Annotated in this window: 20 protein-coding genes and 1 tRNA gene; 13 read left to right on the top strand and 8 right to left on the bottom strand. The window is 63.6% G+C overall.

The genetic code is table 11. From position 1 onward, the window contains the following. Positions 1-294: 294 nt before the first annotated feature. A tRNA-Ser gene (locus MESAU_RS09130) sits at positions 295-384 on the bottom strand. 372 nt (positions 385-756) lie between these two features. On the opposite strand from MESAU_RS09130, the gene MESAU_RS09125 reads away from it, so the two are divergent. From MESAU_RS09125 to MESAU_RS09110, 4 genes are all read left to right on the top strand, one after another. Then, a complete protein-coding gene (locus MESAU_RS09125) occupies positions 757-1485 on the top strand; it encodes a hypothetical protein (RefSeq protein WP_041163322.1) in 729 nt (242 codons plus the stop codon). Between the two features lie 131 nt (positions 1486-1616). Next, complete coding sequence (locus MESAU_RS09120) at positions 1617-1940, top strand: hypothetical protein (RefSeq protein WP_015315760.1); 324 nt, start codon at positions 1617-1619, stop codon at positions 1938-1940. A 243-nt stretch (positions 1941-2183) separates the two neighbouring features. Continuing rightward, positions 2184-3173: a BMP family lipoprotein gene (locus MESAU_RS09115; RefSeq protein ID WP_015315759.1), complete on the top strand. Its 990-nt coding sequence runs from the start codon at positions 2184-2186 to the stop codon at positions 3171-3173. 101 nt (positions 3174-3274) lie between these two features. Then, positions 3275-3751, top strand: coding sequence for a GNAT family N-acetyltransferase (locus MESAU_RS09110; protein ID WP_015315758.1), 477 nt, complete (start codon positions 3275-3277; stop codon positions 3749-3751). Here the strand turns inward: MESAU_RS09110 and MESAU_RS09105 are convergent. Together MESAU_RS09105 and MESAU_RS09100 are read right to left on the bottom strand one after the other, a co-directional pair. Continuing rightward, a complete protein-coding gene (locus tag MESAU_RS09105; protein WP_015315757.1) occupies positions 3730-4128 on the bottom strand; it encodes a hypothetical protein in 399 nt (132 codons plus the stop codon). The two genes, MESAU_RS09110 and MESAU_RS09105, sit on opposite strands and share 22 nt — an antisense overlap. A 22-nt stretch (positions 4129-4150) precedes the next feature. Then, positions 4151-4357: a SlyX family protein gene (locus MESAU_RS09100; protein WP_123151274.1), complete on the bottom strand. Its 207-nt coding sequence runs from the start codon at positions 4355-4357 to the stop codon at positions 4151-4153. A 216-nt stretch (positions 4358-4573) separates the two neighbouring features. Between MESAU_RS09100 and MESAU_RS09095 the strand changes: the two genes are divergently transcribed. The 6 genes from MESAU_RS09095 (at position 4574) to deoA (ending at position 10813) form a co-directional block, all read left to right on the top strand. Further along, positions 4574-6106 carry an ABC transporter ATP-binding protein gene (locus tag MESAU_RS09095; RefSeq protein ID WP_015315756.1) on the top strand — a complete coding sequence of 511 codons (1533 nt, stop codon included), beginning with the start codon at positions 4574-4576 and terminating at the stop codon, positions 6104-6106. After that, complete coding sequence (locus MESAU_RS09090) at positions 6103-7242, top strand: ABC transporter permease (RefSeq protein ID WP_015315755.1); 1140 nt, start codon at positions 6103-6105, stop codon at positions 7240-7242. The genes MESAU_RS09095 and MESAU_RS09090 overlap by 4 nt, the downstream gene beginning before the upstream one ends. A 1-nt stretch (position 7243) precedes the next feature. Then, on the top strand, positions 7244-8215 hold the full coding sequence (locus tag MESAU_RS09085) for an ABC transporter permease (protein ID WP_015315754.1): 972 nt from the start codon (positions 7244-7246) through the stop codon (positions 8213-8215). A gap of 63 nt (positions 8216-8278) precedes the next feature. After that, positions 8279-8671, top strand: coding sequence for a cytidine deaminase (cdd, locus tag MESAU_RS09080; RefSeq protein WP_015315753.1), 393 nt, complete (start codon positions 8279-8281; stop codon positions 8669-8671). 13 nt (positions 8672-8684) lie between these two features. Beyond that, positions 8685-9494 (top strand): purine-nucleoside phosphorylase, encoded by an 810-nt coding sequence (locus MESAU_RS09075; RefSeq protein ID WP_015315752.1) that lies wholly within the window; start codon positions 8685-8687, stop codon positions 9492-9494. Further along, positions 9494-10813, top strand: a complete 1320-nt coding sequence (deoA, locus tag MESAU_RS09070; protein ID WP_015315751.1) for a thymidine phosphorylase — start codon at positions 9494-9496, stop codon at positions 10811-10813. Before MESAU_RS09075 ends, deoA begins: the two co-directional genes overlap by 1 nt. A gap of 6 nt (positions 10814-10819) precedes the next feature. Here the strand turns inward: deoA and MESAU_RS09065 are convergent, their stop codons facing one another. The 3 genes from MESAU_RS09065 to MESAU_RS09055 all read right to left on the bottom strand — a co-directional run bounded on the left by MESAU_RS09065 (position 10820) and on the right by MESAU_RS09055 (position 13251). Further along, on the bottom strand, positions 10820-11383 hold the full coding sequence (locus MESAU_RS09065; protein ID WP_015315750.1) for a TIGR02281 family clan AA aspartic protease: 564 nt from the start codon (positions 11381-11383) through the stop codon (positions 10820-10822). A gap of 121 nt (positions 11384-11504) precedes the next feature. Beyond that, positions 11505-12134: a uracil phosphoribosyltransferase gene (gene upp / locus MESAU_RS09060; protein WP_015315749.1), complete on the bottom strand. Its 630-nt coding sequence runs from the start codon at positions 12132-12134 to the stop codon at positions 11505-11507. Between the two features lie 142 nt (positions 12135-12276). Further along, positions 12277-13251, bottom strand: a complete 975-nt coding sequence (locus MESAU_RS09055; protein WP_015315748.1) for an adenosine deaminase — start codon at positions 13249-13251, stop codon at positions 12277-12279. 133 nt (positions 13252-13384) lie between these two features. On the opposite strand from MESAU_RS09055, the gene ubiE reads away from it, so the two are divergent. The 3 genes from ubiE (at position 13385) to coaBC (ending at position 17367) form a co-directional block, all read left to right on the top strand. Continuing rightward, positions 13385-14161: a bifunctional demethylmenaquinone methyltransferase/2-methoxy-6-polyprenyl-1,4-benzoquinol methylase UbiE gene (gene ubiE, locus MESAU_RS09050; RefSeq protein ID WP_015315747.1), complete on the top strand. Its 777-nt coding sequence runs from the start codon at positions 13385-13387 to the stop codon at positions 14159-14161. 70 nt (positions 14162-14231) lie between these two features. After that, positions 14232-15806, top strand: coding sequence for a 2-polyprenylphenol 6-hydroxylase (gene ubiB / locus MESAU_RS09045; RefSeq protein ID WP_015315746.1), 1575 nt, complete (start codon positions 14232-14234; stop codon positions 15804-15806). Positions 15807-15894: 88 nt separating this feature from the next. Beyond that, positions 15895-17367: a bifunctional phosphopantothenoylcysteine decarboxylase/phosphopantothenate--cysteine ligase CoaBC gene (gene coaBC, locus MESAU_RS09040; RefSeq protein ID WP_015315745.1), complete on the top strand. Its 1473-nt coding sequence runs from the start codon at positions 15895-15897 to the stop codon at positions 17365-17367. 58 nt (positions 17368-17425) lie between these two features. Here the strand turns inward: coaBC and MESAU_RS09035 are convergent, their stop codons facing one another. After that, entirely contained in the window at positions 17426-18007 is a 582-nt protein-coding gene (locus MESAU_RS09035) for an invasion associated locus B family protein (RefSeq protein ID WP_015315744.1), read from the bottom strand. A gap of 36 nt (positions 18008-18043) precedes the next feature. Then, positions 18044-18376: a hypothetical protein gene (locus MESAU_RS31085; RefSeq protein ID WP_015315743.1), complete on the bottom strand. Its 333-nt coding sequence runs from the start codon at positions 18374-18376 to the stop codon at positions 18044-18046. Between the last annotated feature and the right edge of the window lie 69 nt (positions 18377-18445).

Here is an 18445-nt window from a genome sequence, read left to right as displayed (position 1 = left end):
CATCATAAACCGTCAGGCCGAATACCTGGTCCATCACGCGCAAGCGAACCTAAAAATCGGGCTTGGGGCCAGAAATCTCACAAAAAAGGTTCCCGGTGTTCGTGCCGAAGAGGTTGCCTGCCCCTCGCTTGGAGAGCGCCGACATCTGATTCCCACCCATAACCTTGAGTCGGAACGATAGCTAACTCTTCTGGGCGCAGGCTCGACTATTGGGGCACCGTTGTGGGGCACCGCAGCGAGAACGCTCTCTTGAAAGCGTCCATTTTTCACTACGTTAGTGGCGATTTAGCAAGCTGGCGGAGAGAGCGGGATTCGAACCCGCGTTACGGTCTCCCGTAAACACACTTTCCAGGCGTGCGCCTTCAACCACTCGGCCACCTCTCCGTCCTTGCATTTTTCGCGACGGCCGGTTTCGCCGCGCGGGTTGGGGACAATGCAGTCCCTTCAGGGAGGAGTAGCGATTTCCGCGCTATGGGTGCCGCCAACCAGCGGACACCTCTCCCCGGCACCTGAGCCGTCAAAGCAACAGGCGCGGGGCTCATCTAGTCGATCCCGCGCCGAATGCCAAGCCATAACGACAGTCTATTCGCTTTGCCGGCCACACAGCGCTTCGCGAGGCCGCCGCGGCATCCGTTTCGAGGTGCCGACGCCCCGAATGATGTGCACAGGCGAGCCCGCAAGGCCGGCCGCGCTTGACTTCGTCGCGGGCCACCTGTCGAGTGAAACGGAGGCTTTGCGGGGGGGCATCGTCCGGGCATGACATCAGGCAGTGAACAACCGGGCGGCGGGATGCCGGGGCAGGCGCCAATCGGGCGCCCGGACAGCGGGCTGTCCTACGTGCCGGTGGGCTGGCTCATCTTCGTCATGGCGTGGTCGGTCTACGGCCTGGCCTCCGCCTGGTGGCTGACCGGCAATTCCGGCCTGCCGGACAGGATTTTCTATTTCCTCCTTGGCGGGCTTGCCGTCGACATCATCACCATCCTGTGGGGGCTTTATTTGCTCGGCCTTGCCTTTGGCCGCTCGGCGCGCTTCCCGCGCCAGTTCATCATCTGGCAGGTGGCGACCATCGCCTGGGTGCTGGCGAGGCAGGCCTATGTGCTCGCCGTGCCCGATTTCGTCTTTTCCGCCAGGAGCCTGCTTATCGGCGGCGTCGAAATCGCCATCGGCCTGCTCTGCATCTATCTGCTGCGCCGTGGGTCCGGCGCCGAGGGCGTCTATGCCAGGTCGCTGATCGAAGCGCCGTCGGTCTTCGTTTCCATCGTGGCTGCCTTGCTCGGCATCGTCCTGGGCGCGATCATTGGCGTGGTTGGCGGCTTCCTGGCTGGCTCGGTGATCGCCGATGTCGCCGAGGTCAGTTGCTTCGAGGGCGGCTGCGGCTACTTTGCCGCCTTCATCGGATTGGCCGGGCTGGTGGTCGGCGCCATTGCCGGAGGCATTCTTGCCGTCTGGCTCGTTCACCGCCCCAGGCGCGAGCCGGTCGCATAGGGCCCAGAAAAGCGCGGGCCTTAAATTCGCGTATCGCGATTGCAGCTGAACCGCACGCATTCTATTTCTGTTTCGGACATGTGCCGGCGGTCTTCTGGTCAGCGTCCAGGGGGAACCGGGGGAGAGCCTTGATGTTTCGCTTCGTCTTTCGTCTTGCGGCCATGGTCGCGCTATCGGTTTCCGTCATCATGGCGGTGCTCGACACGACGCGCACGGTGGCGGCTTCGGCCCTTGTGCTGACCCCGCTCAACGCCAGTTGGCTGGCCGTCTCGCCGGACACGCGGGCCGCCTTCGAAACCTTCGTCCGCGCCAAGGCCAGTCCGCTGCTGTGGGACACAGTCATCGCCTGGGTGCTCAACCAGCCGGGCTTTGCCGTCTTCGCGGTGCTGGCCTTCCTGCTGTACGCCATCGGCTATCGGCGGCAGCGGCGCACGGGACAGTTCGCCGCGAACTGAACCCATCTCCCGCACCATTCCGGCCGGCTGCTGAAAGCTGCACGCAAGATCGGATCGCGGCGTGGCTTGCCCGTGGCACGCTTTTCCAAAAGGTCAAAATTCCGCGTGAATTTTGTTTCGGGCCGTGCCAGATTGCCCGGGAGCGGGAGGGCAATACACTCCTGGCTAACGTCGTTTGCTTGCCGGAGAACCGGGCTGCAGGCGGTGTGCAACGGAAAAAATAACCGACAGGGTGTGGATCACATGAAACGTATCGTTCTCGGCCTTCTGGCCGCAACCGCAATGGTTCTTCCGGCTTTCGCCGCGGATGTCCAGCCGGCCATCCTCTATGATCTGGGCGGCAAGTTCGACAAATCCTTCAATGAGGCTGCCTACCATGGCGCCGAAAAATTCAAGACCGAGACCGGCGTCGCCTATGTCGAGTTCGAAGTGTCCAACGCCTCGCAGCGCGAGCAGGCGCTGCGCCGCTTCGCCGAGGACGGCCACAACCCGATCGTCATGGCAGGCTTTGCCTGGGAGGATGCGCTGAAGAAGGTCGCGGCCGAATACCCGGACCTCAACTTCGCCATCATCGACGATGCGGTCGACCTGCCCAATGTCCGCTCGCTGGTGTTCAAGGAGAATGAAGGCTCCTATCTCGTCGGCATCATGGCCGCGATGGCGTCGAAGTCGAAGAAGGTTGCCTTCGTCGGCGGCATGGACATCCCGCTGATCCGCAAGTTCGAATGCGGCTATGTCGGCGGCGCCAAGTCCGCTGGCGCGACCGACGTCATCCAGAACATGACTGGCGATACGCCGGCGGCGTGGAACGATCCGGCCAAGGGTGGCGAGATCGCCAAGACGCAGATCGACCAGGGCGCCGACGTGGTTTACGCGGCCGCCGGCGGCACCGGCGTCGGTGTGCTGCAGGCGGCGGCCGATGCCGGCAAGCTCGGCATCGGCGTCGATTCCAACCAGAACGGCCTGCAGCCCGGCAAGGTGCTGACCTCGATGCTGAAGCGCGTCGACGTTGCCGTCTACACCGCCTTCATGGATGGCAAGAACGGCACCTTCAAGGGTGGTGTCGAGAATCTCGGCCTCAAGGAAGGCGGCGTCGACTACGCCATGGACGACAACAACAAGGCACTGGTGACCGACGAAATGAAGGCGGCCGTCGAAAAAGCCAAGGCCGACATCATCGCCGGCACGGTCAAGGTGCACGACTACACAGCCGACAACGCCTGCCCCTATTGATCGGCGGCAGCGTACGGCCATGATCTGCAACCGCTGGGCGAAAGCCCGGCGGTTTTGCTTTTGCCGATCGAACGAAGCTCGCAAATGGCGTGGAGCGAGGAATGCAGCCAACGATCGAACCCATGCGCGGGCATGACATCGAAGTCGTCGCGCGACTGCGGATTGCCGCCTTCTTCGAGGGCACGGGAAGGACGCTGGAAGAGGATGCGGCAGGGCTCCGCAACCTGCTGACCAGCGACGGCCTCGAAAAGGCTCTGGTTGCCCCTGTGAACGATGTGCCGATAGGCACCTGCCTGCTGGTCCGCCACGAACTGGAACCGGCGCATGATCTGACACCGTGGCTGGCCGGGCTTGTCGTCGATGCCGGCCATCGAGGCAAGGGAACCGGCACCGCGCTGGTCAAGGCGATCGAAGCGCATGCAGCGTCAGCCGGCGTCGAGACGCTCTACCTCTACACTTGGCAAGCGCGCGAGTTCTACGTGGCGCTCGGCTGGGACGCGATCGAGCTGTGCGAACAGGACGGCGAAACGATGATGCTGATGTCGCGCCGGCTCGATCACAATGTGCCCAGGAGATAGCCGAGCGCGAAGGCCGCAATCAGCCCGGCCATGACGACAAGTCCACGCCTACCGCCGAGCGAATGCACGCCAACGCCGTACGGCTGTCGGGACAGGCTTCGGATCACTGTCGGCGACTTGGCATCGTTGCCGCCCAAGCCAACGCCTCGCATCTGCGGCAATTCGGCGAGTCGCTGCGTAACCAGTTCCCAATGATTGACGCCGGCTGGTTTTTCGGCGCGATCGAAGACATGCATGCGCTCGGCCAGCTGCACCACCGCGTCGCGGAACGCAGGGTCGATCTCGAGATCGCGCTCGGCCCGCTCGCGCTCGGCATCGTTCATCAGGCCCAGCACATAGTCGCCGGCCCTTGCGATACGATCGCTCTCACCGGCCATGATCCGTGCCCTCCCCCTCTCCTCACCAGTGTGGCGGCTTGGTCACCGGCACATCCGGTGCCGCCTGCTCTTCAAGCGCCAGGAAGCGGTCTGTCAGCGCATCAAGCTTGCGCTGCATGCGTTCGATCACCTTCCACTGCTCGGCGATCTGGCCCGACAGTTCCTCGATGGTCTTCTCCTGCTCCGCGGCGCGGATTTCCAGCGTCGTCAGCCGGTCGGCGGGCATGATCATGCAAAGTCCCCAGTTTGTACCGCGACACCTTGCGCCGCAACGTCAAATCGACCTCGCCATAGTAGCGAATGTGAGAGCTTCGGCCACGTTCGAAATTGACAAGCGCGCGGGGATTTGTCGAGAGTGGATGCTGCTCCGGACAATTGGCATGGGCGGAGTGCCATGCTAGGCGTTTTGACCAAGCGATAAAAAAATAAGAGTGGGACAGGCTGCATGGCGCAAGCCGCAATCGAACTGATCGGCATCAACAAGAGTTTCGGCGCGGTGCGCGCCAACCGCGACATCAATCTGGAGATCGCGCGCGGCACCATCCACGGCATCGTCGGCGAGAACGGCGCCGGCAAGTCGACGCTGATGTCGATCCTCTACGGTTTCTACCAGGCCGACAGCGGCGAGATCCGCGTCGGCGGCAAGCCGGCATCGATCAAGACACCCAACGACGCGATCGCGCTCGGCATCGGCATGGTGCACCAGCATTTCATGCTGGTCGACAATTTCTCGGTGCTGGAGAACATCATCCTCGGCGCCGAAACCGATGCGCTTCTGAAGAGCAGCATCGCCAAGGCGCGCTCCGAGCTTGACCGGCTGGAGCGCGAATACGGGCTGGACGTCGATCCCGATGCGATCATCGAAGAACTGCCGGTCGGCCTGCAGCAGCGTGTGGAAATCCTGAAGGCGCTTTATCGCGGCGCCGAAATCCTGATCCTCGACGAGCCGACGGGCGTTTTGACGCCGGCCGAGGCCGACCACCTGTTCCGCATCCTCAGGCAGTTGAAGGAACAGGGAAAGACGGTGGTGCTGATCACCCACAAGCTGCGCGAGATCATGGCCATCACCGACACCGTGTCGGTGATGCGTCAGGGCACGATGGTGGCGACCCGGGAGACCAGGAAAACCACCGTCGAGGAACTGGCCGAACTGATGGTCGGGCGGCGTGTCCTCTTGAGGGTCGAAAAGGGCGAAGCCGAGGCCGGTGCCGTCAAGCTCGCGGTCAAGAACCTGACGGTCAGGGATTCCCGTGGCGTCACCATGGTCGACGACGTCTCCTTCGATATCAGAGCCGGCGAGATCGTCGGCATCGCCGGCGTCGCCGGCAACGGGCAATCCGAGTTGCTTGAGGCGATTTCCGGCATCAGGCGCGCCGTTTCCGGGTCCGTGACGCTCGACGGCAAGCCGATCGATCTCACCGGCAAGGCCGATCCCGGCGAATTGCGCGACCGCGGCCTCGCCCACGTACCGGAAGACCGCCACCATGTCGGGCTGGTGCTGGCCTTCGAGGAGAACGAGAATTCCATCCTCGGCTACCACGACGATCCCCGTTACCTCAGAGGACCGTTTCTCAACATCGATGCCATCATGGCCGATGCCAGGGACAAGATCGAGAAATACGACATTCGTCCCGGCAATCCGCGCCTGAAGACGGCCAATTTTTCCGGCGGCAACCAGCAGAAGATAGTGCTCGCGCGTGAAATCGAGCAGGACCCCGGCGTGCTGATCGTCGGCCAGCCGACGCGGGGCGTCGACGTCGGCGCCATCGAGTTCATCCACAAGCGCCTGATCGCCATGCGCGACCAGGGCAAGGCGGTGCTGGTGGTCTCGGTCGAGCTAGACGAGATCCGCTCGCTCTCCGACCGCATCCTGGTGATGTTTGCCGGCCGGGTCGTTGGCGAGCGCGGCCCCGACGCGACCGAAGGCGAGCTTGGCCTGCTGATGGCCGGTGTCGAGCATCGGGAGGCGGCGCAATGAGCACGCCTTACGCCAAATTGCCGGCCTGGGCCGACTACGGGCTGATCCCGCTGATCAACCTGTCGGTCGCCTTCATCGTCGCTGGCTTCGTCGTCATGCTGGTCGGCGAAAACCCCTTCCGTGCCGCCGTCATCCTGGTCGAAGGCGCCTTCGGCAAGGGCACCGGCATCGCCTTCACCCTCTTCTACGCCACGACCTTCATATTCACCGGGCTTTCGGTGGCGGTGGCGGCGCATTGCGGACTGTTCAACATCGGCACCGAGGGGCAGGCCTACATCGCCGGCCTCGGCATCGCCATCGTCTGCCTTTCCTTCGACAGCACACTGCCCTGGTGGCTGACATTTCCGCTGGCCATCGTCGCTTCGGCGCTCGTGGGCGCATTGTGGGCCCTGATTCCCGCCTATCTGCAGGCCAAGCGGGGCTCGCACATCGTCATCACGACGATCATGTTCAACTTCATCGCCGCCTCGATCATGGTCTACCTGCTGGTCGGCCCGCTGAAGCCGGCAGGGTCGCAGGCGCCGCAGACGCGCAACTTCCTCGCCGGCGCGGAGCTGCCGAAACTGAACTGGATCATCGAATTGTTCGGCGCCAAGATCCGCTCGGCCCCGCTCAACATCTGCTTCCTGCTGGCGCTGGTGATGGCTTTCCTGGTCTGGCTGCTGATCTGGCGCACCAAGCTCGGCTATGAGATGCGCACCTATGGCCACAGCCCGAAGGCGGCCCGCTATGCCGGTATTTCGGAAACGCGCATCATCATCACAGCGATGATGATCTCGGGCGCGCTGGCCGGCATGATGGCGCTCAACCCTGTGATGGGCGACCAGCACAATGTCGCGATCGACTTCGTTTCGGGCGCCGGTTTCGTCGGCATCGCCGTGGCGCTGATGGGCCGCCTGCATCCGGTCGGCATCGTGCTGGCGGCGATCCTGTTCGGCATGCTTTACCAGGGCGGCGCCGAACTCGCCTTCGAGATGCCGGCAATCAGCCGCGACATGATCGTCATCATTCAAGGATTGGTCATCCTCTTCGCCGGCGCGCTGGAGCATATGTTCAGGCCCTATATCCAGGCTCTGTTCGCCTCGTTCAGCCCGAAATCGGTGGGCATGCAGGCTGTCAACGGGAAGGGCGCCTGAGATGGATATCTTCAACGCGATCATCCAGGTGCTGGACTCTACCATCCGCCTGTCGGTGCCGCTGCTGCTTGCCTGCCTCGCCGGCCTCTATTCGGAGCGGGCCGGCATTTTCGACATCGGCCTCGAAGGCAAGATGCTGGTCGGCGCCTTCGCGGGTGCTGCCGCGGCTTCCGTGTTCCATTCGGCGCTTATCGGTCTCGGCATGGCGATCCTGATCTCTGTCGCCTTCGCTTTGGTGCACGGCTTTGCCTCGATCACCCATCGCGGCAACCAGATCGTTTCGGGCGTTGCGATCAACTTCGTCGCCGCTGGATCGACCATCATTCTCGGCCAGGCATGGTTCCAGCAGGGTGGCCGCACGCCGGCGCTGCAACCGGGCGAACGATTCGAGGCGATCATCTGGCCCGGCGCCGATGCAATCAGGGGCGTGCCGATCATCGGTCCGATCTATGCCGAACTGATCTCCGGCCATTCGATCCTCGTCTATTTCGCCTTTGCGATGGTGCCGTTCACCTGGTGGGTGCTGTTTCGCACGCGTTTTGGCCTCAGGCTGCGCGCGGTCGGCGAGAATCCGGCCGCGGTCGACACCGCCGGCATCTCGGTCGCCTGGCTGCGCTATCGCGCGCTGATCTGCACGGGCATCCTGACCGGATTTGCAGGCGCCTATCTTTCGATGGTGCAGAATGGCGGCTTCGTGAAGGACATGACCGCAGGCAAGGGCTACATCGCGCTGGCCGCGCTGATCTTCGCCAAATGGAAGCCGGTCAACGCCATGTTCGCCTGCCTTCTGTTCGGCTTCCTCGACGCGGCGTCGATCCGCCTGCAGGGAACACCGCTGCCCATTGTCGGCAAGGTGTCGGTGCAGTTCATGCAGGCCCTGCCCTATATCCTCACCGTCATCCTGCTTGCCGGCTTCATCGGCAAGGCCATCCCGCCGCGCGCCGGCGGCGTGCCCTATGTCAAGGAACGCTAAAGGTCGACAGTTCGGCGCGGACGAGCGCCGGGTTTGCACACGATCATCGGAGAGAACATCTGAATGTCGCATGATCTGTTCGAAGCGGCCAAGGCTGCCATGGCTAAGGCTTATGCGCCTTATTCCAAGTTCCCGGTGGGTGCCGCCATACGCACTGAGGACGGACGCGTCTTCACAGGCGCCAATATCGAGGTCGCCTCCTATCCGGAAGGCTGGTGCGCCGAGACCACCGCGCTTGGCCATTATATCATGGGCGGCGGCGGCAAGATCGTTGAAATCGCTGTCCTTGCCGAACGCATGGCCAAATGCTCGCCTTGCGGCGGCTGCCGCCAGCGACTGGCCGAATTCTGCCGCCCGGAAACGAAGCTCTATCTCTGCGACAACACTGGGGTGGCCGAAACCGTGACCATGGGCGACATGCTGCCCTACGGCTTCCGCGGCGACATTCTGAAATGAAGAGCTGGCTGATATGACGCAAAAAACGGTCGACCACCTTATCGAAAGGCTGGACGGCCTGGCGCCGTCGACCGCGCTTGTGCTGGGTTCGGGCCTGGGCGGCCTGGTCGACCGGATCGAGAATCCGATCCGCGTCTCCTATGCCGACCTGCCCGGCTTTCCCAGGAGCGGTGTCAGCGGCCACGCCGGCCAAGTGGTCGCCGGGCTGTTTGCCGGCGTTCCCGTGCTTATGCTGTCCGGCCGCGCCCACTACTATGAGCATGGGAACGCCGCGGCGATGCGTCCGGTGCTGGAAGTGCTCGCCGGCATCGGCATCACGAAACTGATCCTCACCAACGCGGCCGGCTCGGTCGATCCGGATATGCCGCCGGGTTCGGTGATGCTGCTCACTGATCATATCAACTTCTCCGGCACCAACCCGCTGATCGGCGAGCCCAGCGACCGCCGTTTCGTCGGCCTCACCGAAGCTTATGATGCCGGCATCCGCGACGCGATCGAAGGCGCGGCGAAGGCGACCGGCACTGCGCTTCACAAGGGCGTCTACATGTGGTTCTCGGGCCCCTGCTTCGAGACGCCGGCCGAAATCCGCATGGCGCGCATCATGGGCGCCAACGCCGTCGGCATGTCGACCGTGCCGGAAGTGATTCTCGCGCGTTTCCTCGGCCTTCGCGTCGCTGCCTGTTCGGTCATCGCCAATTTGGCCGCCGGCATGACCGGAGCCGAGCTTTCGCACCAGGAAACCAAGGACATGGCGCCGGTTGGCGGATCGCGGCTGGCAACGGTGCTGCAGCGCGTGTTCCGTGACGGGCTGCTGGAGAGCTGATGCTTCCACAGGAAATCATCCGTCACAAGCGCGACGGCCACAGGCTGGCGCCTCACGAGATCGCCGCCTTCATCGACGGCGTGACGTCGGGTACCGTCACCGACGGCCAGGTCGCGGCCTTTGCCATGGCGGTGTTCTTCAACGGCATGAACCGCGACGAGGCGGTGGCGATGACGCTGGCCATGCGCGATTCCGGCGACGTGCTCGACTGGTCGGATTTGCCAGGCCCTGTCACCGACAAGCATTCCACGGGCGGTGTCGGCGACAATGTCTCGCTGATGCTGGCGCCGATCGTTGCCGCCTGCGGTGCCTATGTGCCGATGATCTCGGGCCGTGGCCTCGGCCATACCGGCGGCACGCTGGACAAGATGGATGCCATTCCCGGCTATATCAGCCAACCCGACATCACGCTGTTCCGCAAAGCCGTGCTTGAAACCGGCTGCGCCATCATCGGCCAAACCGCCGACCTGGCACCTGCCGATCGCCGGCTCTACGCCATCCGCGACGTGACCGGAACCGTGGAGTCCGTGCCGCTGATCACCGCATCGATCCTGTCGAAGAAGCTCGCGGCGGGCCTGCAATCGCTGGTGCTCGACGTCAAGGTCGGCAATGGCGCCTTCATGGAGAAATCCCGAGATGCGACCGCGCTTGCCAATAGCCTCGTCGAGGTCGCCAGCGGCGCCGGACTGAAAGTCTCGGCGCTGATCACCGGCATGAACGAACCGCTTGCCTCCGCCGCCGGCAATGCCGTCGAGGTGCGCAATGCCGTCGATTTCCTGACCGGCCGCCTGCGCGACCGGCGGCTGGAGGACGTGACGCTGGCGCTGGCAGCCGAAATGCTGCAGTCGGCGGGACTGGTGTCGTCGAACCAGGACGGCATGCGACGCGCCACCGAGACACTCGCCAGCGGCCGCGCAGCCGCCACCTTCGCGCGCATGGTGACGGTGCTTGGCGGCCCCGCCGATTTCATCGAGAAGCCAGAGAAATATCTGTCGGAAGCAGCAACGGAAATCGCGGTGAAGGCGACGTCGGAGGGTTTCGTCACTGGCATCGCCACCCGCGACATCGGTCTCGCGGTCGTCGGCCTGGGCGGCGGGCGCACCCGGCCCGACGACAGGATCGACCCCTCGGTCGGCATCACCAGGCTGCTGCCCATAGGCGCGGAAGTACGCGCCGGAGATGCGCTGGCGCTGATCCACGCCCGCTCACCGTCCGATGCCGAGACGGCAGCCGCGACCGTGCTTTCAGCCTATGCGATCGGCGCTTCGAAGCCGGCCGCCGACAAGTCGGTCATCCGGCGGATTCTGCCGCGTGGCTGAGTGGACCTACTGAACCAGCAGCAATGTGCCGTTTTCGGCCTGGTATTTGCCGAGTCTGTTGAGAAAGCTCATGCCGATCAGGTTGGTGCGCAGTGCCCTGTCGTCGAGTACGATCGCCTGCACACCTTCGACGCTGATGCTGCCGATCTGCAGACGATCAATCGTCACCACGGCTGCCTTGATGGTGCCGTTGGCGGTGTTGACTTCGTGGCTGAAATCGGAGGGATTGAGCGACAGTCCGATCCGGCGTGCCGTCGACATATTGACCGCGACCAGCGTCGCACCGGTGTCGATCATGCCGTCGACTTGACGGCCGTTGAGCCTGAAGGTCGACGAGAAGTGTCCGCGCCCGTCCGCCGCGACCACGACCTTCCGGCCGGTCGGCAGCGGCGCTACCGGCTTGTCGGGAACGGAGGCCAGGCTGACATCCGGTTGCGTCTCGGCCGCTGGCTTGGCCGTCACCGCCGATTTCAGCAGGTTTTCGAATATTCGCGGATTCGACTGGTAGACGACCGGGATCGATGCCGACGCACCGGCAAAGACGCTGAGAATGAGAAGCTTGCGCAGCATGGATCGGCCTTTGTGAAGAGCTGATCATTAGCGCCGGATGGTGTTTGCCGCTTTAACGCGCGCCGGAACCACGTCTTTGCGTAAACGCCTGGTAAAAAATACCAAGCACATTGCTCGGGTATTACTTCGTCCCGTACATGCGGTCGCCGGCATCGCCAAGGCCGGGCATGATGTAGCCCTTCTCGTTGAGCTGGCGGTCGATGGACGCGGTGAAGACCGGAACATCCGGATGCGCCTTGGTAAAGCGCTCGATGCCTTCGGGCGCCGCCAGCAGGCACAGGAAGCGGATGTTGGTGGCGCCGCGCTCTTTCAACTTGTCGATCGCCGCGATCGCCGAATTGGCTGTCGCCAGCATCGGGTCGACGACGATGACCAGCCGGTCGGCGAGGTCGCTCGGCGCCTTGAAGAAATACTCGACGGCCTCCAGCGTTTCATGATCGCGGTAGAGGCCGACATGGGCGACGCGGGCCGCCGGCACCAGGTCGAGCAAACCTTCGAGCAGGCCGTTGCCGGCGCGCAGCACCGAGGCGAAGACCAGCTTCTTGCCCTCCAGCGTCGGAGCCTCCATCGTCTCCATAGGCGTTTCGATCGTTGTCGTCGTCAGTTCGAGATTGCGGGTGACCTCATAGCCGAGCAGCAGCGATATCTCACGCAGCAACCGCCGGAAGCCGGCCGTCGAGGTCTCCTTCTTGCGCATGATGGTCAGCTTGTGCTGGACAAGCGGATGATCGACGACGGTGACGCCCTTCATGATGTGCTCCGACGGAATAGTGAGTGGTGAACAGTGAGTAGTGAATAGTGAGCCGATTTGCGAGTCCCTGCGTCAGTGAAAGCGCCGGCCTTCAACCGCTCGATGCGTGCACCGTCACTACCGACTACTGACTACTCACTGTTCACCGAACTTTCGCGTCCAACCGACCAAGAAGCGCTGTCTTGGTCTTCCTGTCGACGAAGGCGGCTTCGATGGCGGTCCTGGTGACGGCGGCAAGCGCCTTTTCGCTCATCGAGAAATGTTCGGCGGCGATATCGTATTCGCGCTTCAGCGAGGTCCAGAAATAGGGCGGGTCGTCGGAGTTGAGCGTCACCTTGCAGCCGGCCGCCTGCAGGGCGGGAAAGGGATGGTCGGCGAAACTGTCGAACACCTTGAGCGCGATATTGGAGCCGGGGCAGCATTCCAGCACGACACCCTGGTCGGCGATGCGCCGGACAAGGTCGGGGTTTTCGATGGCGCGCACGCCATGGCCGATGCGCGACGGGCGGATATGGTCGAGTGCCGCCTGGACGGTTTCCCAGCCCGTCAGTTCGCCGGCATGGACGGTGATGCCGAGCCCGGCCTCGCGCGCGATCTCGAAAGCCCTGACATAGTCCTCCATCTCGCCCATGCGCTCGTCGCCGGCGACGCCGAACCCGGTAACCAGCGGATGGCCGCAACGCGCCGCGAAGCGTGCCGCGCGCTCGATCGACTCGACACCGACATGGCGCACGCCGGTGACGATCATGCGGCCCTCGATGCCGGTCTTTGCCTTGGCGCGCAGCATGCCTTCGCCGAGCGCATCGGTGTAGGCCTTGGATGACAGCCCGGCTTTCGTCGCGTGGTCGGGCGAGGTGAACACCTCGGAGTAGATGGCGCCATCGCGGGCCAGGCTGGTCAGATAGTGGTCGGCCAGCCGCGCATAATCCTCCTCGGTCCGGAACAGGTCGGCGGAGAAGTCATAGGCGGCGAGAAAGGAGGTGAAATCGTGCCAGACGAAAGAACCGTTCTGGATATAAGGCGAGGTGTCCTTGCCGTATTTCTGCGCCTGGCGAATGACGAGATCGGGCGCCGCTGCCCCTTCGATGTGGCAGTGCAGTTCCGCTTTCAGAGGCATTCAAACATCCCGTCGGTCAGTCCAGGTCTTGAAACCCACCACCTGGAAGCGCGGCTGAACACCGCGCCTTAAACAATAGCGCCCGCATCATCGATCGGCTATGGTCCCGCCGGTTTTATGACGGATCAAAAAAATGTCAGTTGAGAGAACCACGGCCGCCGGCGGCATGGAAACCTCCTATGGTTTTAAGCGTGTAGGGAAAGGCGAGAAGCAATCCCTGGTCAACGATGTTTTCCACAAGGTCGCTGACCGCTACGACCTGATGAACGATTTGATGTCTGCTGGCCTGCACCGGCTGTGGAAGGATGCCATGGTCGCCTGGCTCAATCCGCCCAAGCGCGCGGGCTGGCGCGTGCTCGACGTTGCCGGCGGTACCGGCGACATCGCCTTTCGCATCGTCGATGCCAGCCATGGCCATGCCCATGCCACCGTGCTCGACATCAATGGCTCGATGCTCGCCGTCGGGCGCGACAGGGCCGATAAGAAGGGATTGTCCGGCAACACCGATTTCGTCGAGGCCAACGCCGAGGAACTGCCCTTCCCCGACGCCAGCTTCGACGCCTACACCATCGCGTTCGGCATTCGAAATGTCCCGCATATCGACGTGGCCCTGGGCGAGGCGTTCCGCGTGCTGAAGCCCGGCGGCCGTATCCTGTGCCTGGAGTTCTCCGAGGTCGAGATGCCGCTCCTCGACAAGGTCTACGAAGCCTGGTCGTTCAATGCCATCCCCAGGATCGGCAAGTTGGTCACCGGGGACGGCGAGCCCTATTCCTATCTGGTCGAATCGATCGCAAAATTCCCCAATCAGCAAAACTTCGCGGCGATGATTTCTCGGGCCGGCTTCGACCGCGTCTCCTTCCGCAACTATTCCGGCGGCATAGCGGCCCTGCATTCGGGCTGGAAGCTTTGAAGCCGTCGCCGATCTTCCTCACGCGACGAGCCTTGCGCCAGTTCGATGAACCGGTAGGGCGGACGCGGCCATGAGCACCGTCAGCGCGGCGTTCCGGCTCGTACGGGCCGGTTGGGTGCTGGTGCGCGAGGGCGTCGTTGCCGCCTTGCCCGGCGAGGAACTATCCGGCCTGCCGAAATTCGGCTGGCGGCTGGCGCGGCTGTTCACCCGCCGTCGCGCGCTCGCCTATGAGCGCAGCGATCGGCTGGCCAAGGCGGTGGTCCGGCTCGGCCCATCCTACGTCAAGCTTGGTCAGTTCCTGGCGACGCGGCCCGATGTCGTCGGCAACGACATGGCGCTCGATCTCGCCATGCTGCAGGACAAGATGCACACCTTCCCGACGGCGGAAGCGGTGGCCGCCATCGAAGCCTCGCTCGGGCGCAAACTCGGCGATCTTTACAAGCAGTTCGGCGACCCGGTCGCCGCGGCTTCCATCGCTCAGGTCCATGCCGCTGAAACCGTCGATGGTGGCGTCGCCAGGAAGGTAGCGGTCAAGGTCATCCGGCCGGGCGTGCGCCGCCGCTTCTTCCAGGACCTCGAAAGCTATTTCCTCGCCGCCCGCCTGCAGGAGAAATACATACCGTCGTCGCGCCGGCTGAGGCCGGTCGAGGTGACCGAGACGCTGGCGCAGACCACCAGGATCGAGATGGACCTGCGCCTCGAGGCGGCCGCGCTCTCGGAACTTGGCCAAAGCACCAGGGAAGACCCTGGCTTTCGCGTCCCTTCGGTGGACTGGGAACGCACCGGCCGCGACGTGCTGACCATGGAATGGGTCGACGGCGTCAAGATGAACGACATCGCCGGCCTGCAAAGCGCCGGCCATGACCTGAAGGCAATCGCCACCAACCTCATCCAGTCCTTCCTGCGCCATACGCTGCGCGACGGCTTCTTCCACGCCGACATGCATCCGGGCAATCTGTTCGTCGAGGCGAACGGCACCATCGTTGCCGTCGATCTCGGCATTGCCGGGCGCCTCGGCAAGAAGGAGCGCCGCTTCCTCGCGGAGATCCTCTACGGCTTCATCACACGCGACTATCTGCGCGTCGCCGAAGTCCATTTCGAGGCCGGCTATGTGCCGCGCCAGCACAATGTCTCTGCCTTCGCGCAGGCGATCCGCGCCATCGGCGAGCCGATCCACGGCCAACCCGCCGAAACTATTTCGATGGCCAAGCTTCTGACGCTGCTGTTCGAGGTGACCGAACTCTTCGACATGGCGACACGGCCGGAATTGATCCTGCTGCAGAAGACCATGGTGGTTGTCGAGGGCGTGGCGCGCACGCTCGATCCGGCTTTCAACATGTGGAAGACCGCCGAACCGGTGGTCGGCGGCTGGATAGCCGGGAACCTCGGGCCGCGCGGCCTGCTGGCCGACGCGCGCGACGGCGGCAAGGCAATACTGACGCTGATCCGCCAGGCGCCGGAACTCGCGGCCCGTACGGAACGGCTGTCGCGAGAGATCGACCTGATGGCCGAGCACGGCCTGCGCTTCGATGAGGCGACCGCCCGCGCCATAGGCAAGGCCGAAGCGCGCTACAGCCGTTCCGGCCGTGTCGCATTATGGGTGATCGCGCTGACGCTGGTCTACATTGCCTGGAAGCTTCATTAGACCCGCAATCGCGGCAAGCCAGCTGCTTGCGGCAATTTGATTGCATTGCTATCATCGCCATCAAGTAGGATGAGTAGAGTGCAATCACATGGCCAGCATCACGATCCGCAACCTGGACGATGAGGTCAAGGAGTTGCTGCGCCGCCTGGCGGCGGAAAACGATCGCTCCATGGAAGAACAGGCGCGGGTGATGATCCGGGCCGCCGTCAACGGCCAGGTCGGCCCTGTTGGCCGTCTCGACCAGATCGAGAAAGCGCTGCACAAACTGGCCACTTCGCAAGGCACCCCGACCCCGGCGTCAGCATTAGCAGGCAAGAGCTTGCCGCGAGGCACGCTTTCCAACAAGCGCATCCTGCTTATAATCGGCGGCGGCATCGCCGCTTACAAGGCGCTCGATCTCATTCGCCGGCTGCGCGAGCGCGGCGCGGCGGTGCGCGTCGTCATGACATCGGCGGCGCAGGAGTTCGTCACCACGCTTTCGGTCGGTGCGCTCTCCGCCGACCATGTCTTCATCGACCTGTTCGACCGCAATGACGAGCACGATGTCGGCCACATCAGGCTGTCGCGCGAGGCGGACCTCCTGGTGGTGGCGCCCGCCACCGCCGACCTGATGGCCAAGCTCGCCAATGGCCATGCCAGCGATCTGGCCTCGACCGTGCTCATCGCCACCGACAAGCCGGTGCTGATGGCCCCGGCGATGAACCCCAGGATGTGGTCGCATCCCGCCACCCGCCGCAACCGCGCGAGCTTGGGCAAGGACGGCATCACCTTCGTCGGCCCTGCCAAGGGTGAGATGGCAGAGAGCAATGAGGCCGGCGAAGGCCGCATGGCCGAACCGCTTGAGATCGTCGCCGCGGTCGAGGCGCTGCTCGATGCCGGCCCCAGGCCACTGGCGGGGCGCAAGATCATCGTCACGTCGGGCCCGACGCACGAGCCAATCGACCCGGTGCGCTATATCGCGAACCGCTCGTCCGGCAAGCAGGGCCACGCCATCGCCGCGGCATTGGCAAGGCTCGGCGCCGATGTGCGCCTCGTCTCCGGTCCCGTCACCATCGCCGATCCGGCCGGAGTGAAGACCCTCCATGTCGAACGGGCGCAGGAAATGCGCGACGCTGTGGAACAGCTTCTGCCCGCCGACGCCGCGGTGTTCGTCGCCGCCGTTGCCGACTGGCGCACCGAGAATTCAGCCGGTGAGAAGATCAAGAAGGTCGTGGGCGAAGGCCCGCCGGTGCTGCGCATGGTCGAAAACCCCGACATACTGGCGGGTGTCGGCCATCACAAGCATCGACCAGGCCTGGTCGTCGGCTTTGCCGCCGAAACGCAGGATCTGTTGCGCAACGCCGAGGCCAAGCTCACGAAGAAAGGGGCCGATCTCATCGTCGCCAACGATGTGTCGCACCAAAGCGGCATCGGTCCTTCAGGCGTGATGGGGGGTGATCGCAACCGGGTGCGGATCGTGTCGAAGGCCGGCGTCGAGGAATGGCCTGAAATGACCAAGGACGAGGTGGCGGCACGGCTTGCCGCGCTCATCGCCGAGCGGTTGAAAACCATCGTCGTCTGACAAGTGCCGGCGGAAGCGTTTGCCGCCAACACACTGTCGCTTGCGGTGAGCCAAGCCGTCAGTTGGCCAAAAGCTCCGCCGTGCGAGCAAGCGCACCGCCGAAGCCATTGAGCGGAATGGAAAAGCTTACGACTTGCCCCGTGTCGGCCGCGAACGCATCGATCTTGAGCGTGGTGCCGTTCTTGAGCAGCGGCGTGACATTGGCATCGAACGCCACCGGCACCAGGCAGCCGACCACCTGGCAGGTGCTGAACGGCAGGCTGCCGTCGAGCTTCTGATCGTCGATGGTCAGCGCGACACCCTTGGCAAGCGCCAGACCGAAAGGCAGGGCAAGCGTTCCGGTCGCATCCTCGCCGGTCTTGCTCGACAGCTCGATCGCCAAAAGCCGTTGGTTGCTTTGCTTGTTGAACTGCTGGTGCGACAGGCTGCAGACCTTGTTCGTGCCCGATATCTGGCAATTGACCGTCCAGTCGCCATGGGTTTCGGACAAGGCCGAAGCACCACCCGGCAGTTTCGGCACGTCAGCTGCGGCGGGCGGCGTTGCCGCCACCTTGTCGCCCTTGGTTTGCGCCGCCATGGCCGGCAGGCCTGCGATGCAGGCAGCACCCAGCACTGCTGCAAAATACGCGTATTTCCTCATCAAGATCTCTCCCGCCCGGCTCCGCCTCGAGCCAGCCTAGAAACTGACCTTGAAAGACGCGCTGACTGCATTCTGTTTGACCGTTTCCCCGAAGGCGCCATTATACCTGACGGACATGCCGACGCCATCGACGCAATTCAGCTCGAGGCCGGCGCCGACCCGATAGAGCGGCGAATCGATCGCCTCCGTCAAGTGCAATGCAGGGGGTGCCAGCAGATTCTCCGCCGCGCCGAAGCGGCCTTCGATCTCCCACTCCTTGGTGGAAAAAAGTTGAAACCTGCAACCGACCCTTCTTCCTTGCCGGAAACACGCAGCCTGCGCGGGTGGCAGCCCTTGAGCGGGCGCGGTTGGTGTGAGGGTGATCGGCATTCTCGCATGGCATCGTCGGGCAAAAGCCCTATATATCTGGTGTGATGAGATTTTTTTGCAGGAATAGAT

This window comes from Mesorhizobium australicum WSM2073, from assembly GCF_000230995.2.
GTDB lineage: Bacteria > Pseudomonadota > Alphaproteobacteria > Rhizobiales > Rhizobiaceae > Mesorhizobium > Mesorhizobium australicum.
The sequence above is the reverse complement of the archived record's forward strand: the minus strand, read 5'-3'. Positions and strand labels throughout refer to the sequence as shown.

What these genes read in the sequence shown, in the direction of transcription:
- MESAU_RS09125 (WP_041163322.1), top strand. Translation starts at nt 757, where the DNA reads ATGACATCAGGCAGTGAACAACCGGGCGGCGGGATGCCGGGGCAGGCG.
- MESAU_RS09120 (WP_015315760.1), top strand. Translation starts at nt 1,617, where the DNA reads ATGTTTCGCTTCGTCTTTCGTCTTGCGGCCATGGTCGCGCTATCGGTT.
- MESAU_RS09115 (WP_015315759.1), top strand. Translation starts at nt 2,184, where the DNA reads ATGAAACGTATCGTTCTCGGCCTTCTGGCCGCAACCGCAATGGTTCTT.
- MESAU_RS09110 (WP_015315758.1), top strand. Translation starts at nt 3,275, where the DNA reads ATGCAGCCAACGATCGAACCCATGCGCGGGCATGACATCGAAGTCGTC.
- MESAU_RS09105 (WP_015315757.1), bottom strand. Translation starts at nt 4,128, where the DNA reads ATGGCCGGTGAGAGCGATCGTATCGCAAGGGCCGGCGACTATGTGCTG.
- MESAU_RS09095 (WP_015315756.1), top strand. Translation starts at nt 4,574, where the DNA reads ATGGCGCAAGCCGCAATCGAACTGATCGGCATCAACAAGAGTTTCGGC.
- MESAU_RS09090 (WP_015315755.1), top strand. Translation starts at nt 6,103, where the DNA reads ATGAGCACGCCTTACGCCAAATTGCCGGCCTGGGCCGACTACGGGCTG.
- MESAU_RS09085 (WP_015315754.1), top strand. Translation starts at nt 7,244, where the DNA reads ATGGATATCTTCAACGCGATCATCCAGGTGCTGGACTCTACCATCCGC.
- cdd (WP_015315753.1), top strand. Translation starts at nt 8,279, where the DNA reads ATGTCGCATGATCTGTTCGAAGCGGCCAAGGCTGCCATGGCTAAGGCT.
- MESAU_RS09075 (WP_015315752.1), top strand. Translation starts at nt 8,685, where the DNA reads ATGACGCAAAAAACGGTCGACCACCTTATCGAAAGGCTGGACGGCCTG.
- deoA (WP_015315751.1), top strand. Translation starts at nt 9,494, where the DNA reads ATGCTTCCACAGGAAATCATCCGTCACAAGCGCGACGGCCACAGGCTG.
- MESAU_RS09065 (WP_015315750.1), bottom strand. Translation starts at nt 11,383, where the DNA reads ATGCTGCGCAAGCTTCTCATTCTCAGCGTCTTTGCCGGTGCGTCGGCA.
- upp (WP_015315749.1), bottom strand. Translation starts at nt 12,134, where the DNA reads ATGAAGGGCGTCACCGTCGTCGATCATCCGCTTGTCCAGCACAAGCTG.
- MESAU_RS09055 (WP_015315748.1), bottom strand. Translation starts at nt 13,251, where the DNA reads ATGCCTCTGAAAGCGGAACTGCACTGCCACATCGAAGGGGCAGCGGCG.
- ubiE (WP_015315747.1), top strand. Translation starts at nt 13,385, where the DNA reads ATGTCAGTTGAGAGAACCACGGCCGCCGGCGGCATGGAAACCTCCTAT.
- ubiB (WP_015315746.1), top strand. Translation starts at nt 14,232, where the DNA reads ATGAGCACCGTCAGCGCGGCGTTCCGGCTCGTACGGGCCGGTTGGGTG.
- coaBC (WP_015315745.1), top strand. Translation starts at nt 15,895, where the DNA reads ATGGCCAGCATCACGATCCGCAACCTGGACGATGAGGTCAAGGAGTTG.
- MESAU_RS09035 (WP_015315744.1), bottom strand. Translation starts at nt 18,007, where the DNA reads ATGAGGAAATACGCGTATTTTGCAGCAGTGCTGGGTGCTGCCTGCATC.
- MESAU_RS31085 (WP_015315743.1), bottom strand. Translation starts at nt 18,376, where the DNA reads ATGCCGATCACCCTCACACCAACCGCGCCCGCTCAAGGGCTGCCACCC.